We start from the raw sequence: 14630 nt of genomic DNA, 5'->3' as shown, positions 1-14630 counted from the left end.
CCCCGCCAAAACCCCCGCCCGCTTAAAATCCGCACGTCAGGGCACCGCACCGCCGCCCCCAGAGGAGCCGCCCCTCATGGCCGAACACCCCGCCTACCCCGTAGGCCTCCGCCTCGCCGGCCGCAGGGTCGTCGTCCTCGGCGCCGGCCAGGTCGCCCAGCGCCGCCTCCCCGCCCTGATCGCAGCAGGCGCGGACATCCACCTCGTGTCCCCCGAGGCGACCCCCTCCGTGGAGGCGATGGCCGACGCCGGCGAACTCACCTGGCACCGGCGCCCCTACGCCGAAGGCGACCTCGCGGAGGCCTGGTACGCCCTGATCGCCACCAGCGACCAGGAGGCCAACACCCACGCCTCGGCCGAAGCGGAGCGCCACCGCGTGTGGTGCGTCCGCTCCGACGACGCCGACAAGGCGACCGCCTGGACCCCGGCCACCGGCACCAGCGAGGGCGTCACCGTCGCCGTCCTCACCACGGACGCCAAGGGCCGCGACCCCCGCCACACCGCCGCCATCCGGGACGCCGTCGTGGCGGGCCTGCGCGACGGCACGCTCGTGGCCCCCCACCACCGCACCCGCACCCCCGGCGTCGCCCTCGTCGGCGGCGGCCCCGGCGACCCCGACCTGATCACGGTCCGCGGCCGCCGTCTCCTCGCCGAGGCCGACGTCGTCATCGCCGACCGCCTCGGCCCGCGCGACCTCCTCGCCGAACTCCCCCCGCACGTCGAGGTGATCGACGCGGCGAAGATCCCGTACGGCCGTTACATGGCCCAGGAGGCCATCAACAACGCGCTGATCGAGCACGCCAAGCAGGGCAAGTCGGTGGTCCGTCTCAAGGGTGGCGACCCGTACGTCTTCGGCCGCGGCATGGAGGAACTGCAGGCCCTCGCCGAGGCGGGCATCCCCTGCACGGTCGTCCCCGGCATCTCCAGCTCCATCTCGGTCCCGGGCGCGGCCGGCATCCCGGTCACCCACCGCGGCGTGGCCCACGAGTTCACGGTCGTCAGCGGTCATGTGGCCCCCGACGACGAACGCTCCCTGGTCGACTGGCCGTCCCTCGCCAGGCTCACCGGCACGCTCGTGATCCTCATGGGCGTCGACAAGATCGGGAAGATCGCCGAGACGCTCGTCGCGCACGGCAAGCCGGCCGATACGCCCGTGGCCCTGGTCCAGGAGGGCACGACCGCCGCCCAGCGGCGCGTCGACGCCACCCTGGCGACGGTCGCCGAGACGGTGCGGACCCAGGAGGTCAAGCCTCCCGCGGTCATCGTCATCGGCGAGGTCGTCACCGTGGGGCCGGAGCCGGAGCCGGAGCCGGAGTCGGGTCCCCAGCCGTCGGCCTGACCAGGCCTGGCGTAACCCCGGGTAACACAACCCGTTCACAGCCGTTGGCACCGCACCCAGGACAAGGCAGTATCACCCTGTGGCCGATCTCATCACCGTTGAGGACCCCGACGACCCGCGCCTGCGCGACTACACCGGCCTGACCGACGTCGAGCTGCGCCGCAAGCGCGAGCCCGCCGAGGGCCTGTTCATCGCGGAGGGCGAGAAGGTCATCAGGCGGGCCAAGGACGCCGGGTACGAGATGCGCTCGATGCTGCTCTCCGCCAAGTGGGTCGACGTCATGCGCGATGTCATCGACGAGCTCCCGGCCCCGGTCTACGCCGTCAGCCCGGAGCTCGCCGAACGCGTCACCGGCTACCACGTGCACCGGGGCGCCCTCGCCTCCATGCAGCGCAAGCCGCTCCCGACGGCCGCCGAGCTCCTCCAGACCGCCCGCCGAGTAGTGATCATGGAATCGGTCAACGATCACACGAACATCGGCGCGATCTTCCGCTCCGCCGCGGCTCTCGGCATGGACGCGGTCCTGCTCTCCCCGGACTGCGCCGACCCCCTCTACCGCCGCAGCGTGAAGGTCTCGATGGGCGCGGTCTTCTCCGTGCCGTACGCCCGGCTCGACACCTGGCCCAAGGGCCTGGACTCGGTCCGCGAGGCCGGCTTCACCCTCCTCGCCCTCACCCCGGACGAGAAGGCGCGCTCCCTCGACGAGGCCGCCCCGCACCGGATGGACAGGGTCGCCCTGATGCTCGGCGCCGAAGGGGACGGTCTGTCCACCCAGGCCCTGGTCGCCGCCGACGAATGGGTCCGCATCCCCATGTCCCACGGCGTCGACTCCCTCAACGTGGGCGCGGCGGCGGCGGTCGCCTTCTACGCGGTGGCGACGGGCCGCCCGCGGGGCTGACGCTCCTGGGCCTGCCCGTACGTCTGCGCCCGCTGTTGCTCATGGCGTACGACGCCGTCCTCGCCGCCGAGGCCACGGGCCGGCCCCTGGCAGCCCTGGACGATACCGATGCCCAGCGCGACCAGCAGCGTCACGACCACGAAGACGAACAGCCGTTGGCGCAGCAGCCGCGGGTTGGCGGGCCGGCGCCCCGTTCCCGTGTTCCTCGGTCCCGGCCGTCCGGCCCCACTGCGGGGCGCGGGCCGGCTGCCACTGCCGCCGGGACGACCGCCGCGCGAGGCCGGAGCGGGACGGCTCCCGGATCGCGACGCCGAGGCACCACCACCTCCGCCCCCACCCCGCGAGGCGCTGCCGCCCCGCGAGGGAACTCCACCCCGAGAGGGAGCCGACCCCCGGGAGGGCACTCCACCCCGAGGCGGAGGAGTACCGCCTCCGGTCCCGCCCCCCGAGCCCTGCCCGGACCCGGAACCGTATCCGGACCCGGACCCGGACCCGGACCCGTATCCGGACCCGGACCCGGATACGGACCCGTATCCGTGCCCCGGCCTCGCCCCCGACCCTTGTCCCGGGTTCGTCCCGGACGGGCCCGGCTGGCGCAGGGTGCGCTCCGGATAGCTGGAGTGGGCGAGCCTTCCGGTGGGCCGGTCCGCCTCCGCGGCCCGCGGCACGGGCGGCCTGGCGTCGCCCATCCCCTGGGCCTCGCGGGCGGCGATCTCCTTCAGCCGCAGCGAGAGATCGAGGGTGCTGGGCCGTTCGTCGGGGTCCTTGGCCAGGCAGGCCCGGATCAGCGGGGCCAGCGCGTCGGCCACGCCGTGCAGCTGGGGCTCCTCGTGCACCACGCGGTACAGCATCACCTCGGAACTGCCGTGCCCGAAGGGGGAGTCGGCCGTGGAGGCGTAGGCGAGCGTGGCGCCGAGCGAGAACACGTCCGTGGCCGGGGTGACAGCGGCCCCCCGCACCTGCTCGGGCGCGAGGAAGCCGGGGGAGCCGACGGCCGTACCGACATGGGTGAGCGTCGAGGCGCCGGTCGCCCAGGCGATGCCGAAGTCGATGATCCGCGGCCCCTTGGGGGACAGCAGGATGTTGGACGGCTTGAGGTCCCGGTGGACGACCCCGGCCTCGTGGACGGCGACGAGCCCCTCCGACAGCGCGGCCCCGATCGCCGCCAGCTCGGCGGCGCCGACCGGCCCCTCGTCGTTGACCTTGTCGTGCAGGGAGGGCCCGGGAACGTACTGCGTGGCGAACCACGGCCGATCGGCCTCGAGATCCGCGGCGACCAGACGGGCCGTGCATCCGCCCCGGATCCGCCGGGCGGCCGACACCTCGCGCGCGAAGCGCGACCGGAACTCCTGGTCCTCCGCCAGATCGGGCCGGATCACCTTCAGCGCGACGCGCTGCCCCTTCTTGTCGGAGCCCAGATAGACGACGCCCATCCCGCCCGCGCCGAGCCGTCGGTGAAGCCTGAACGAGCCGACGACGCGCGGGTCCTCGCGCCTCAGGCGCATCATCGCCATGTTCATCCCCGCTGCCCGGTCCGTGTGACGTGGCACAGCTTACGTTTCCACGGCCGTTCGCGCGCAGAGGCCGCGCCCTCTCGTCCCGATCGATTGTCAGTGCCGGGTGGGAGACTTGAAGAGTGGTCAGAGAGCCTGAGAACAGGCGCCTTTTGGCCGTGCTGTGACCTCAACCACCTGTCACAGAAGGGGGATTGGATCGGTGAAGGGCGACCGGGTGGAGATAGTCGTGGACGCCGGCGACACGACGCGGACCTACGAGGTGGTGGCGAGCCGGGCGGGCCGCAGGGTGGAGACAGCGGTCCGCCGAGGGGTGGTGGAAGTGAGCGAAGTCACGCGGACCGGGACGCCCGTCCGTACCGCCCGCTTCATGGCGAACAGGGTCCTCGCGCTGGTCGAGCACCCGATCCCGCGGGAGGACACCTCGGAAAAACCGACCCGCAGCGGGCACCCCCTCCGGGAAGACCCCGAGACCTAGGACCTCGTCTCCACCCAGGGGAGTACGCCCCAGCTCATGGCTCATCCTCCGGGAGGCCCGGCAATCGGTACGAGGGCATGACGTGCTCCGCCCGCCACGCGCCTAGATTTGAGGTCAAGCGGCGGGTGCAGCACTCGTCCCCCGAGGTCAGACACCCGCCGCTGCCAAGGACAACCAACACGGTCAGGAGAGGGACCATGGCCCACACGGCACCGCGCACGCAGTTCCGCAACCGCACTCGCCGTACGGGCCGTCGCCACCCCTTGGTGGCGACGCTCATGGCCCTTCCCCTGGCGGCCCTGCTCCTCCTCGTCTTCGACGGCTGGGAGACAGTGGCCACACAGGCGTCGTCCGTGGGTGTGATGCTGGGGCGCTGAGCGGCGACCCCAGGCCCGGAAGAGCGGTCCGGGCGGGGACATCCATCCATGAAACCCCGTGGGGACGGGGGTGCGGCGGACGGCAAAAAATGCCGGCGCAGCTGGGGAGCTGCGCCGGCATTGCTTTTTTCCCGGCTACGAAGGCCACGGCGGTCGGCTCTTCCCGGCCGGTACGAGGCTCCCGCCGCCGTCGGCTCCCCGACGACGCCGGGACCCATCGCCGTACCCTCACCACGAGACCCCGTACCGCCGCAGGGAGCCCCGTGACCGCCACCCCCTTGCTCGCCGCCCTCACCGCCCGAGCCGAGGCCAAGGCACACCCACGCTCTCCCCGCCCCCACCGCTGCCCCTGCCCCGCCGGGACCCTCGCAGACCGCCCGGACGCCACCGTCGTACGCCATGCGGACACCGTCGCGAAGGCCCACGCCTCCACCACCACCCCCACCGACCTCGCCCCCCGCCTCGCCACGGCCGCCCACCACCCCGACCTCCTCCTCCCCCCGCTCACCGGGACCCCCGTCCCGCTGCACGGCCGCCTCGTCACCTTCTGGCCCTACGGCACCCCCGTCGACCCGGACGACCCCGACGCCGCCCCCTGGGAGGAGGCCGCCACTCTCCTGGCCCGCCTTCACCGCACCCCCGCCACCCGCGGCCTGCCCCCGATGCGCGGCCCGGCCAAGGCCGCCCAGGCCGTGGCCCGCCTCCGGGCGGCCACCCCGCCCCCCACCGCCACCGCCCCCATCCTCCGCGCCTGGTCCACCCTCCCCGCCTGGGCCAGCGCCGAGGCCCCCATGCCCGACACCACCACCCTCTGCCACGGCGACCTCCACCTCGGCCAACTCGTCCGCCACCCCGCCCCCGACGGCCCCTGGCGGCTGATCGACGTGGACGACCTCGGCGTGGGGGTCCCCGCCTGGGACCTCGCCCGCCCCGCCGCCTGGTACGCCTGTGGCCTGCTCCCGCCCGAGGAGTGGACCCGCTTCCTGCATGCCTACCGCGCGGCCCACGGACCGGCGGTCCCCGGGGACGGCGACCCCTGGCCCGCGCTCGACGTCCCCGCCCGTGCCCTCACGGTCCAGACCGCCGCCCGCGCGGTGACGAAGGCCGTCGCCGAGGGGCGCGTACTGGACGAGGTCGAGCAGTGCCTCGTCGACGCGTGTGCCCGAATGGGTTCGGTACCTCCGCAGTTGCCGTCGAGCTTCTCGAAGTAGGGTGCAACCGACCGCAGCCGGACAGAGTCTGTCCTGGCGGTACGCGAATCAGGACCGACCGGCGAGGAGTTGAGCCGAACCATGCAGTGCCCGAAGTGTCACGGACAGATGCACACATACAACCGCAATGGTGTCCAGATCGAGCAGTGCGCCAACTGCCGAGGGATCTTCCTCGACTACGGCGAGCTGGAGGCGCTGACCCGCCTGGAGTCCCAGTGGACCCAGCCGACGCCTCCGCCGCCGGCCCCGCAGGCATACCCGTCCGCTCCTCCCGCCCCCGCCTGGGGCGCCCCGCACGGCGGCGGCCACGGCGGCCACGGTGGTGGGCACTACGGCGGCCACCACCGCCACAAGAGCTTCGGCCACATGCTGTTCTCCAGCTGAGCCGGACCTCCGCGCCGCACACACGACGAAGCCCCCGGCCGTACGAGACGGCCGGGGGCTTGTCGATGTGTGGACGATACTGGGATTGAACCAGTGACCTCTTCCGTGTCAGGGAAGCGCTCTCCCGCTGAGCTAATCGTCCGGGAGTACTGCGTGCGCGATACTGGGATTGAACCAGTGACCTCTTCCGTGTCAGGGAAGCGCTCTCCCGCTGAGCTAATCGCGCGGGATGGATACCGGGCCCTCCGGCCAAGATCCAGTGGACGATACTGGGATTGAACCAGTGACCTCTTCCGTGTCAGGGAAGCGCTCTCCCGCTGAGCTAATCGTCCTTGGAGGTGGAGACGGGATTTGAACCCGTGTAGACGGCTTTGCAGGCCGTTGCCTCGCCTCTCGGCCACTCCACCAGGAGTGTAGGGGACCGGGAGTCCCCACGTTCCTTCGAGCGGACGACGAGGCTCGAACTCGCGACCTCAACCTTGGCAAGGTTGCGCTCTACCAACTGAGCTACGTCCGCTTGTCGTTTCGTTCCGCTCTCGCGGCCCGGCGACGAGTTGAACTCTAGCGGATTCCTGGGCCAGTACAAAAACGCGTTTGTGCAGCGTGCGCCCCTGCGGCCCCGCCCGGACCCGCACCGGACACGTCCCGGTCGGCTCGGGGTCGTACCCCGGACCTGCTCCGGGTCGTACTGCGGACCTGCTCAGGGCCCCGCCGGGGACGTCCCCGAACCGCCCCGCCGACACCCGACCTAGACTCGACACCGTGCTCGACCTCCCTCCGCTCGCCCGCTTCGGCGGCCGTGTCGCCACCGGCCTCCTCGACGCCACCGACGACGTCGCCGCCCTCGACTCCACCGGTTTCTGGGCTGTGTGCGCGGACTTCGAGGGCCGCGTCGTCTGCGCCCGCTTCGCCGACGTACGGGACGAACCGGTGCCCGCGCCGGTGCCGGGAGAGTGGCGCGGGCCCGCCGCGGGTGACTGGACGTCGTCGCTCGACCGCGCCGCGTACACCGCGGGTGTGCGTCGCATACGGGAACACATCGCGGCCGGCGAGGTCTACCAGGCGAACCTCTGCCGTGTCCTCACGGCGCCCGTCGCGCCCGGTGCCGACGTCGACGCCCTGACCGCGCTGCTGGCCCGAGGCAACCCGGCCCCCTTTGCAGGAACGATCCGCCTGCCCGGTCACGGGGTGGAGATCGCCACCGCGTCCCCCGAGCTCTTCCTCCGTCGCGACGGACGCGTCGTCGAGTCCGGCCCGATCAAGGGCACCGGCCGCACCGAGGCCGACCTCCTCGACAAGGACTACGCCGAGAACGTGATGATCGTGGACCTCGTCCGCAACGACATCGGGCGCGTCTGCGCCACCGGCAGCGTCACCGTCCCCGATCTGTGCGCGGTCGAGAAGCACCCCGGACTGGTCCACCTCGTCTCCACGGTCCGCGGCGAACTGCGCGCCGACGCCGGCTGGCCCGAACTCCTCGACGCCGCCTTCCCGCCCGGCTCGGTCACCGGCGCCCCCAAGTCCAGCGCCCTGCGGATCATCGAGGCGCTGGAGACCGCGCCGCGGGGCCCGTACTGCGGCGGCATCGGCTGGGTGGACGCCGACCGGGGCACCGCCGAGCTGGCCGTCGGCATCCGCACCTTCTGGATCGACCGCGCGGAAGGCGTGCTGCGCTTCGGCACCGGCGCCGGGATCACCTGGGGCTCCGACCCCGAGGCGGAGTGGCGGGAGACCGAACTGAAGGCGGCGCGGCTGCTCGCGGTAGCGTCGGGCACGTACGAGGTGAGGGAAGGGACCCTGAGGTGAAGATCTGGCTCGACGGCGCTCTGCAGGACACCGGGTCCGCCCGCGTCTCCGTCTTCGACCACGGACTGACCGTGGGCGACGGCATCTTCGAGACCGTGAAGGCGACGGACGGCAGGACGTTCGCGCTGACCCGCCACCTCGACCGGCTGACCCGCTCCGCGCGCGGCCTCGGCCTGCCGGACCCCGACCACGACGAGGTCCGCGCCGCCTGCGCCGCCGTCCTCGAGGCGAACCCGATGCCGCTCGGCCGGCTGCGCATCACCTACACCGGCGGCCACGGCCCCCTCGGCTCCGACCGCGGCGACCAGGGCCCCACCCTCGTCGTCGCCCTCGGCGAGAGCACCCGCCGCCCCGACTCCACCGCCGTGATCACGGTCCCCTGGACCCGCAACGAGCGCGGCGCGCTGACCGGCCTCAAGACGACCTCGTACGCCGAGAACGTCGTCGCCCTGGCCCGCGCCCGCGAGGGCGGCGCCTCGGAGGCCCTCTTCGCCAACACCGTCGGACAGCTCTGCGAGGGCACCGGCTCGAACGTCTTCGTCGTCCTGGACGGCGAGATCCACACCCCGCCGCTCGCCTCCGGCTGCCTCGCGGGCATCACCCGCCAGTTGACCGTGGAGTGGACCGGCGCCAAGGAGACCGACCTCCCGCTCGACGTGCTGGAGCGCGCCGACGAGGTCTTCCTCACCTCCACCCTCCGTGACGTCCAGGCCGTCCACGGCGTCGACACCCGCGAACTCCCCGGCGCCCCGGGCCCGGTGACCGCCAAGGCGATGCGGATCTTCGACGAGCGCGCCGGCCACGACCTGGACCCGTAGGGGCGGGGCGGGCCGGGTCGGCCGCCGGAAAACCAGCTGACTCCGGTGCACGCACGCGGGTAGAAACCCCCTGATGACCACGACCCTGCGGCCGACCGAGCCGCTTCAGCGCGCCGCCGACGGAGCCCTGTCCCGCCACTTCCTGGTATGTGTGAACAGCCGCCCCGTCGGAGCGGTCCGCCTCTCCACCGATCCTCTCTTCGGGCTCGCCGTCGCCCACATCGACGACCTGCGCATCGAGGAGCCGGACCGCGGCCGGGGCCGGGGCGCGGTGGCCGCGCTCGCCGCCGAGGAGGTGGCCCGGGGCTGGGGCTGCCGGCAGATCGAGATCAGGGTGCCGGCCGGATCCGGGGCCGCGCTGCGACTCGCCACCGCCCTCGGATACGTCCACCGCAACCGCGGAATGGAGAAGCGACTCGGCACCGCGGCGCCCGAACTGCCGCGGGGCAGCCGGGCCCGGCCCATGACCGAGGCCGAGTACGGCCCATGGGCCGAGCGCGGCACCGTGGAGTACGCGCAGGACTGGATCGACCGGGGGGTGCCCGCCGAATCCGCCCGGGCCAAGGCGCGCGGGGACTACGCGCGCTCGCTGCCCCGGGGCCTGGCGACGGAGAACGTCCGGATCAGCGTCCTGGAGCACGAGGGCACCCCGGTCGGCGACCTGTGGCTCGCCTTCACCGACGACAAGGCGTTCGTCTACAACGTCGAGGCCTACGAGGAGCATCGCGGCCGGGGTCACGGCCGCTCCCTGATGCTGCTGGCCGAGGCCCAGACGCTGGCCGCCGGCCGACCGGTGCTCGGCCTCAACGTCTTCGCGGGCAACACGCCCGCCGAGCGGCTCTACGAGTCCCTGGGGTACACGACCGTCGGCTACTCGATGTACAAGAACCTGCTCTGACGCGGCGCGGCTCCGGCGCGGCTCCGGCGTCAGGCGGTCCCGGCCAGCAGCCGGTCCGCGATCTCCTCGATGCGCTCGCGCAGCCCCTCCTGGCTCTTGCCGCCGTCGAGCCGCTCGCCGCCGATGACATAGGTCGGGGTGCCGGTGACACCGATCGCCTTGCCCTCGGCCTGGTCGGCGTCCACGATCAGGATGTGCCGGCCGTCGATCAGCGCGGTGTCGAACTCCTCGGCGTCCAGCCCCAGTTCACCGGCGATCTCGACCAGGAAGGGTTCTCCCTTGCGGTCCAGGTCCTCGACCCGCTCCAGCACGGCCTCGACGTACGCCCAGCCCTTGCCCTGTTCCAGGGCCTCCTCGGCGGCCTGCGCGCCGGCGAAGGCATGCTTGTGCTTCTCCAGCGGGAAGTGCCGCAGGCGCAGCTCCAGCCGGTCGCCGTACCGCTCCCGCAGGGCGCGCAGATCGTCGAGGGCACTGCGGCAGTCCGGGCACTGCAGCTCGCACCAGACGTCCAGGACGACGGCGGGGCCGCCGGACGCCGGGGCGGGAGCCTGGTCGGACGCCAGGTCGGCCGCGGAGGCGGATCCGGCGGCGGATCCGGAGGCGGATCCGGAGGCGGATCCGGAAGTGGATCCGGAGGTGGGGGCCGGGGAGGAGTCGCTCATGACCCCAGTCTCCCAGCCGACGCCCGCCCACCCCAATCGGACCGGGCCTGCGCGGTGCGGACCGGGCCCTGCGGAGGAGGCGACCCGGAGATGTCCCTGATGTCCAGGTCGGAGCATGGCCCGGGAGGGGGCCGGAGGTGCAGGATGGAAGGGACGAAGCGCCTGCCTGCGCGAGGCGTGGAGTCGTGGTGTCCCTGCCCGAGTGAGCCTCGCCTGGAGGACCGGATGATTGCCGAGACCGTCTGTTCCGCCGTCGCCGTGGCAGGCCTGGGCATCGCTGCGGTCACGGCCTACCGCAAGCGTTTCCTGGCGGCCGCCCGCATCGCCGCCTACGCGCTCGTCCCGCTCGGGCTCGTGATGACGGGGGTCGTCGAGTGGCTCGCCGACACCGCCTTCAGCCCGACCGCCTGGGCCGGCTTCGGGGTGCTCGGTTGCGCCTGGGCCCTGTTCGCGACCACCCGCGCGGTGGAGCGCCGCCGGGGCGGCGGCCGTGGCACCCGAAAGGAACGCAAGGCGGCGGCCCGCTCCACCCGGCCCGACGCCGTGGCTCCCGCGGCCTCGGCCCCTTCCCTGGGACCGGCATCAGCCCGCCCGGCGTCCCGCCCCGCCTCCACCGACGACTTCAGCGACATCGAGGCGATCCTGAAGAAGCACGGCATATGAAGCCCGGGTATGCCTGACATCGATCGAAACGACACAGTCGGCCCGTCGGCGCGCGGAAACGATCACGGCCTGAAACCGACGTCACGGAATACGGCGAACACCCGCTCATTCCGGGCGCGTTGATCGCGCGGGACGCCTGGCCTGCGTCATCATCGCCCCCGAGATGCTGGACACCACACAAGGCGACCCCGCGCCGCCTCAGGACGAGCCGCGCGGGTGCCTCTTCGCCCTTTCCCAGCCACCGCTGATGATCTTCCTAGCGGTGATCGGGTGTCTTCTGCTCATTGCGTCGCTGCACGATCTGCTGCTGCTCTGAGCCGTACCCGCGGTCCCCGGCGCCACCCGCCGGGCCCGCGTCGGCACCGAGAACTCCGGCCCCCCGGACCCACCCCGGGCCGACCGACCCACACCCGTCCCCTGCCCGACCGAGCCGCGCTGCCTGCGGGCTGACCGAGTCGCGTCTGCCTCAGGGCTGGCCGAGCTGCGCTGCTTCTGGGCTGGCCGAGGCGCGTCTGCCTCAGGGCTGGCCGAGCTGCGCTGCTTCTGGGCTGGCCGAGGCGCGTCTGCCTCAGGGCTGGCCGAGCTGCGCTGCTTCTGGGCCGACCGAGGCGCGTCTGCCCCAGGGCTGGCCCGAGCTGCGCTGCTTCCGGGCTGATCTAGCCGTGCCGCCTGCGGGCTGACCGAGCCGTGCCGCCTGCGGGCCGACCGAGTCGTGTCTATCCCCGGTCCGGACGACCGTCCCCGGGCCGGCCGACAGTGGGTGCTCGTGGTCCGACCGAGCCGTGCTGGCTGCGGGCCGACCGAGCCGCCTCTGTCCCCTGGGGCTGGCCGACCGTGGTTGCTGCCGGGTCGACCGAGCCGTGCCTGCTGACCGGCGCGCCGTTCCCCTGCCCCCGCCCCCCGATGCGTGCTCGTCGGCCTCAGCCGGCTGCCTCCTTGCGGCGGGCGCGGTAGGCGGCCACGTGGAGGCGGTTGCCGCAGGTGCGGCTGTCGCAGTAGCGGCGGGAGCGGTTGCGGGAGAGGTCGACGAAGGCGCGCCGACAGTCGGGGGCCTCGCAGCGCCGCAGCCGCTCCTGCTCCCCGGCCACCACGAAGAAGGCCAGCGCCATTCCGCAGTCGGCCGCGAGATGGTCGGCGACGGAGGCGCCGGGCGCGAAGTAGTGGACATGCCAGTCGTAGCCGTCGTGGTCCGTGAGCCGGGGCGTGGTGCCCGCGGCGGCGACGAGCTCATTGATCAGTCCGGCGGCCGTCCGGGCGTCCCGGGCCGCGAAGATCCCGGCGAACCGCCCCCGGATCTTGCGCACCGCGGAGAGGTCGAACTCCGACAGCACGCCGACGTCACTGATGGCGTGCTTCCGCACGAACTCCGCGAGGGTGGCGACATCCGGCAGCGCGTCCGGGGTGGTCTCGTCCTCCGGCGCGGTGTTGACCAGCTCCACCACGGCATCAAGCGCACACCGGGTGTCGTGGGTGATCAGCACGTTTCGCTCCCTGGCCTGGGGGTCGGGCGGGCGCCCGCCGATGCTGGCCGATGGTAGCCGCCCCGAGCGCGGAAGCCACGGGGCTCCCGCCGCGGACTGCCCGTGACAGCGTCCGGGACGGCCGCCCCGAGCCGCCCGCGACGCCTCCGAGGGCCACTCGGCACCGCCCCGGACTGCTTGCGAGTGAACCCCGGACGGCGCCCCGGACCGCGCCCCCGGCCGGCGCCCCGCACGGCGCCCCGGACCGCGCCCCGGCCGGCGCCCCGCACGGCCCCGAACGCGCCGACGCCGCGCCACGGCGGACCGTGGCGCGGCGTAGGCGCGTTCCCTGTGCGATGGTCGTCGCCCGAGCCGTCTCCCCGAGTGGACGGCGCCGGGCAGCTCGGTATGAGCCCCGCCCTAGCTTTCCGCCAGGATGTGCGAGAGCTCTTGATCGAGGTCGAAGTGGCGGTGTTCCGTGCCGGGAGGCACGGCCGCGTCCGTCCGCTTGAGGAAGGACTCCAGGGCCCGCGCCGGGGCCTCGAGCAGGGCCTCGCCCTCGGGAGAACTCAGGGCGATGCAGACGACGCCCTGACCGTGGCTGCGGGACGGCCAGACACGGACGTCGCCGGTGCCGGTCGGCCGGTGCAGGCCTTCGGCGAGGAGGTCGCGGGCGAACACCCACTCGACGGTTTCCTCGGCTCCGGTGTGGAAGGTGGCGTGCACGGCGTAGGGGTCGGCCGTGTCGTACCGCAGGCCTGCGGGGACAGGCAGGGAGGACTCGCTCGACACAACGAGGCGCAGGTGCAGCTCGCAGCTGACCGTGGTGTTCATAAGCGCCAGGGCCTTTCGCTCAGTGTGCGCTCGGGGATTCGCACGTCGGCGAAATCGACATGCCACCTACGGTGCCGTTGTAAACCCCTCTGAGTGTTTTGCGTGCCTTTACGTAACTCTTCCGGCCGAGAGCCTGTTCGCGAAGTACCACCATTCCGGTGACTGGAATCTCTCGGGTAGGGTCTGGGTGTATGAATACGGGGAGTGACGAGCCTGGCGAGGTAGCCGTGGCGGCGGACGGAGCGAAGACGGGCGGGGCGGCGGAGGAGCCTCAGGACCAGGGGCTCGGCTCCAGGGCGCCCGAGTTCGTCAAGGCGCGCCGTGTGCTGCATCTGAGCTGGCAGGTCGGTGTCTTCGTGATCGGCCTGGCCGTGGTGGTGGCCGGCATCATCATGCTTCCGCTGCCCGGACCCGGCTGGATTGTGATCTTCGGCGGTATGGCGATCTGGGCGACCGAGTTCGTCTGGGCCCAGCTGGTGCTGCGCTGGACCAAGCGCAAAGTCACCGAGGCCGCCGCACGCGCCCTCGATCCCAAGGTGCGCCGCCGCAACATCGTCCTCACCTCGATCGGCCTGGTGATCATCGGCGTTCTCATGGGTGTCTACCTGTGGAAGTTCGGCTTCGAGATGCCCTGGAACATCAAGGACCAGTGAGCTGCCGCGAAGACCCGGGAGCCGGGCCGCCGTGGTCACAGGCACCGCCTGACATGGGGTAATGTTCTTCCTGCGTCCGGGCGATTAGCTCAGTGGGAGAGCGCTTCGTTCACACCGAAGAGGTCACTGGTTCGAACCCAGTATCGCCCACCCCGGACGGTGGCCCGCCTGCGACAGAGCAGACGGGCCACCGTCATTTGTGCTGCGCAGACACCCCTGGCCCCGCCGACTTCCGGTCGCCCCATCGCCCCATCGCCCCATCGCCCCGGCATCCCGAGGCCGGACCGCCGACCCCTGTGGCGTCGTCGGACCGCACGGCGCACGCCCCGCAGGGTGATGCGGCCCCGACCGCCACCCCCGCCAATGTGACCGTACGCAGTCACCCCAGCCGCCCGCCCCGGCCCGCCGCTCCCCGCTGCTCCCCGTCACCCCACCGCTCGCTTCCCCCTCTCCCGGCGAGTCCCCCGGACCTCCTCCCGGCCCCCTGCGGCCGTCACCCCCCGAGCGCACCCCCTCTGCTCCCCTCACCCTGACCCACCCCTCCGCCCCACCCACCCACCTCACTCACCCCACCCGTCACCCTGCCCGGCCCCCCACCACCCAGGCGGATTTCCATCCCTCTCCGCACCCGCCCA

Annotated in this window: 16 protein-coding genes and 6 tRNA genes; 13 read left to right on the top strand and 9 right to left on the bottom strand. The window is 72.8% G+C overall.

Annotation, left to right across the window (positions count from 1 at the left end; genetic code table 11):
- Positions 1 to 76: 76 nt before the first annotated feature.
- On the top strand, positions 77 to 1339 hold the full coding sequence (gene cobA, locus ABZ464_RS11935) for a uroporphyrinogen-III C-methyltransferase (RefSeq protein WP_359274589.1): 1263 nt from the start codon (positions 77 to 79) through the stop codon (positions 1337 to 1339).
- A 79-nt stretch (positions 1340 to 1418) separates the two neighbouring features.
- Positions 1419 to 2237, top strand: a complete 819-nt coding sequence (locus ABZ464_RS11930; RefSeq protein ID WP_359274586.1) for an RNA methyltransferase — start codon at positions 1419 to 1421, stop codon at positions 2235 to 2237.
- Here ABZ464_RS11930 and ABZ464_RS11925 read toward each other — a convergent pair.
- Complete coding sequence (locus tag ABZ464_RS11925) at positions 2204 to 3757, bottom strand: serine/threonine-protein kinase (protein WP_359275015.1); 1554 nt, start codon at positions 3755 to 3757, stop codon at positions 2204 to 2206. The two genes, ABZ464_RS11930 and ABZ464_RS11925, sit on opposite strands and share 34 nt — an antisense overlap.
- Positions 3758 to 3953: 196 nt before the next feature.
- Here ABZ464_RS11925 and ABZ464_RS11920 point away from each other — a divergent pair, with 196 nt between their 5' ends.
- The 4 genes from ABZ464_RS11920 (at position 3954) to ABZ464_RS11905 (ending at position 6201) form a co-directional block, all read left to right on the top strand.
- Positions 3954 to 4229, top strand: a complete 276-nt coding sequence (locus tag ABZ464_RS11920; protein WP_359274583.1) for a hypothetical protein — start codon at positions 3954 to 3956, stop codon at positions 4227 to 4229.
- A 197-nt stretch (positions 4230 to 4426) separates the two neighbouring features.
- Positions 4427 to 4606: a hypothetical protein gene (locus ABZ464_RS11915; RefSeq protein WP_359274580.1), complete on the top strand. Its 180-nt coding sequence runs from the start codon at positions 4427 to 4429 to the stop codon at positions 4604 to 4606.
- Between the two features lie 263 nt (positions 4607 to 4869).
- Positions 4870 to 5817 carry an aminoglycoside phosphotransferase family protein gene (locus ABZ464_RS11910; protein WP_359274577.1) on the top strand — a complete coding sequence of 316 codons (948 nt, stop codon included), beginning with the start codon at positions 4870 to 4872 and terminating at the stop codon, positions 5815 to 5817.
- An 81-nt stretch (positions 5818 to 5898) separates the two neighbouring features.
- Positions 5899 to 6201: a zf-TFIIB domain-containing protein gene (locus tag ABZ464_RS11905; RefSeq protein ID WP_359274575.1), complete on the top strand. Its 303-nt coding sequence runs from the start codon at positions 5899 to 5901 to the stop codon at positions 6199 to 6201.
- Between the two features lie 70 nt (positions 6202 to 6271).
- On the opposite strand, the gene ABZ464_RS11900 is transcribed toward ABZ464_RS11905, so the two are convergent.
- The 5 genes from ABZ464_RS11900 to ABZ464_RS11880 all read right to left on the bottom strand — a co-directional run bounded on the left by ABZ464_RS11900 (position 6272) and on the right by ABZ464_RS11880 (position 6718).
- Positions 6272 to 6343: transfer RNA gene (locus ABZ464_RS11900), tRNA-Val, on the bottom strand.
- Between the two features lie 12 nt (positions 6344 to 6355).
- A tRNA-Val gene (locus ABZ464_RS11895) sits at positions 6356 to 6427 on the bottom strand.
- 34 nt (positions 6428 to 6461) lie between these two features.
- A tRNA-Val gene (locus tag ABZ464_RS11890) sits at positions 6462 to 6533 on the bottom strand.
- A gap of 1 nt (position 6534) precedes the next feature.
- Positions 6535 to 6608: transfer RNA gene (locus ABZ464_RS11885), tRNA-Cys, on the bottom strand.
- Between the two features lie 37 nt (positions 6609 to 6645).
- A tRNA-Gly gene (locus ABZ464_RS11880) sits at positions 6646 to 6718 on the bottom strand.
- A gap of 245 nt (positions 6719 to 6963) precedes the next feature.
- Here ABZ464_RS11880 and ABZ464_RS11875 point away from each other — a divergent pair.
- From ABZ464_RS11875 to ABZ464_RS11865, 3 genes are all read left to right on the top strand, one after another.
- Positions 6964 to 8007 carry a chorismate-binding protein gene (locus ABZ464_RS11875; RefSeq protein WP_359274573.1) on the top strand — a complete coding sequence of 348 codons (1044 nt, stop codon included), beginning with the start codon at positions 6964 to 6966 and terminating at the stop codon, positions 8005 to 8007.
- Positions 8004 to 8825, top strand: a complete 822-nt coding sequence (locus tag ABZ464_RS11870; protein WP_359274571.1) for an aminodeoxychorismate lyase — start codon at positions 8004 to 8006, stop codon at positions 8823 to 8825. Before ABZ464_RS11875 ends, ABZ464_RS11870 begins: the two co-directional genes overlap by 4 nt.
- Before the next feature lie 73 nt (positions 8826 to 8898).
- The gene (locus ABZ464_RS11865) at positions 8899 to 9723 is read left to right on the top strand and encodes a GNAT family N-acetyltransferase (protein WP_359274569.1); all 825 of its coding nucleotides are present in this window, start codon (positions 8899 to 8901) and stop codon (positions 9721 to 9723) included.
- Positions 9724 to 9752: 29 nt separating this feature from the next.
- Here ABZ464_RS11865 and ABZ464_RS11860 read toward each other — a convergent pair whose 3' ends face one another.
- Positions 9753 to 10385, bottom strand: a complete 633-nt coding sequence (locus ABZ464_RS11860; protein ID WP_359274566.1) for a DsbA family protein — start codon at positions 10383 to 10385, stop codon at positions 9753 to 9755.
- A gap of 225 nt (positions 10386 to 10610) precedes the next feature.
- Between ABZ464_RS11860 and ABZ464_RS11855 the strand changes: the two genes are divergently transcribed.
- Together ABZ464_RS11855 and ABZ464_RS11850 are read left to right on the top strand one after the other, a co-directional pair.
- Complete coding sequence (locus ABZ464_RS11855; RefSeq protein WP_359274563.1) at positions 10611 to 11048, top strand: hypothetical protein; 438 nt, start codon at positions 10611 to 10613, stop codon at positions 11046 to 11048.
- A gap of 163 nt (positions 11049 to 11211) precedes the next feature.
- Positions 11212 to 11364: a hypothetical protein gene (locus tag ABZ464_RS11850; protein WP_359274561.1), complete on the top strand. Its 153-nt coding sequence runs from the start codon at positions 11212 to 11214 to the stop codon at positions 11362 to 11364.
- Between the two features lie 604 nt (positions 11365 to 11968).
- Here ABZ464_RS11850 and ABZ464_RS11845 read toward each other — a convergent pair.
- Positions 11969 to 12529, bottom strand: a complete 561-nt coding sequence (locus ABZ464_RS11845; RefSeq protein ID WP_359274558.1) for a CGNR zinc finger domain-containing protein — start codon at positions 12527 to 12529, stop codon at positions 11969 to 11971.
- A 399-nt stretch (positions 12530 to 12928) separates the two neighbouring features.
- Positions 12929 to 13342, bottom strand: coding sequence for an SsgA family sporulation/cell division regulator (locus ABZ464_RS11840; RefSeq protein ID WP_004002642.1), 414 nt, complete (start codon positions 13340 to 13342; stop codon positions 12929 to 12931).
- A 191-nt stretch (positions 13343 to 13533) separates the two neighbouring features.
- On the opposite strand from ABZ464_RS11840, the gene ABZ464_RS11835 reads away from it, so the two are divergent.
- Complete coding sequence (locus tag ABZ464_RS11835; protein ID WP_359274556.1) at positions 13534 to 13995, top strand: TIGR02611 family protein; 462 nt, start codon at positions 13534 to 13536, stop codon at positions 13993 to 13995.
- 78 nt (positions 13996 to 14073) lie between these two features.
- Positions 14074 to 14145, top strand: a tRNA-Val gene (locus tag ABZ464_RS11830).
- Positions 14146 to 14630 lie beyond the last annotated feature (485 nt).

This window comes from Streptomyces sp. NPDC005820 (assembly GCF_040630255.1).
In the GTDB taxonomy this organism is placed as follows: Bacteria; Actinomycetota; Actinomycetes; order Streptomycetales; family Streptomycetaceae; genus Streptomyces.
Note: the sequence above shows the minus strand (reverse complement) of the source record. Positions and strands in the feature narration are given on the sequence as shown.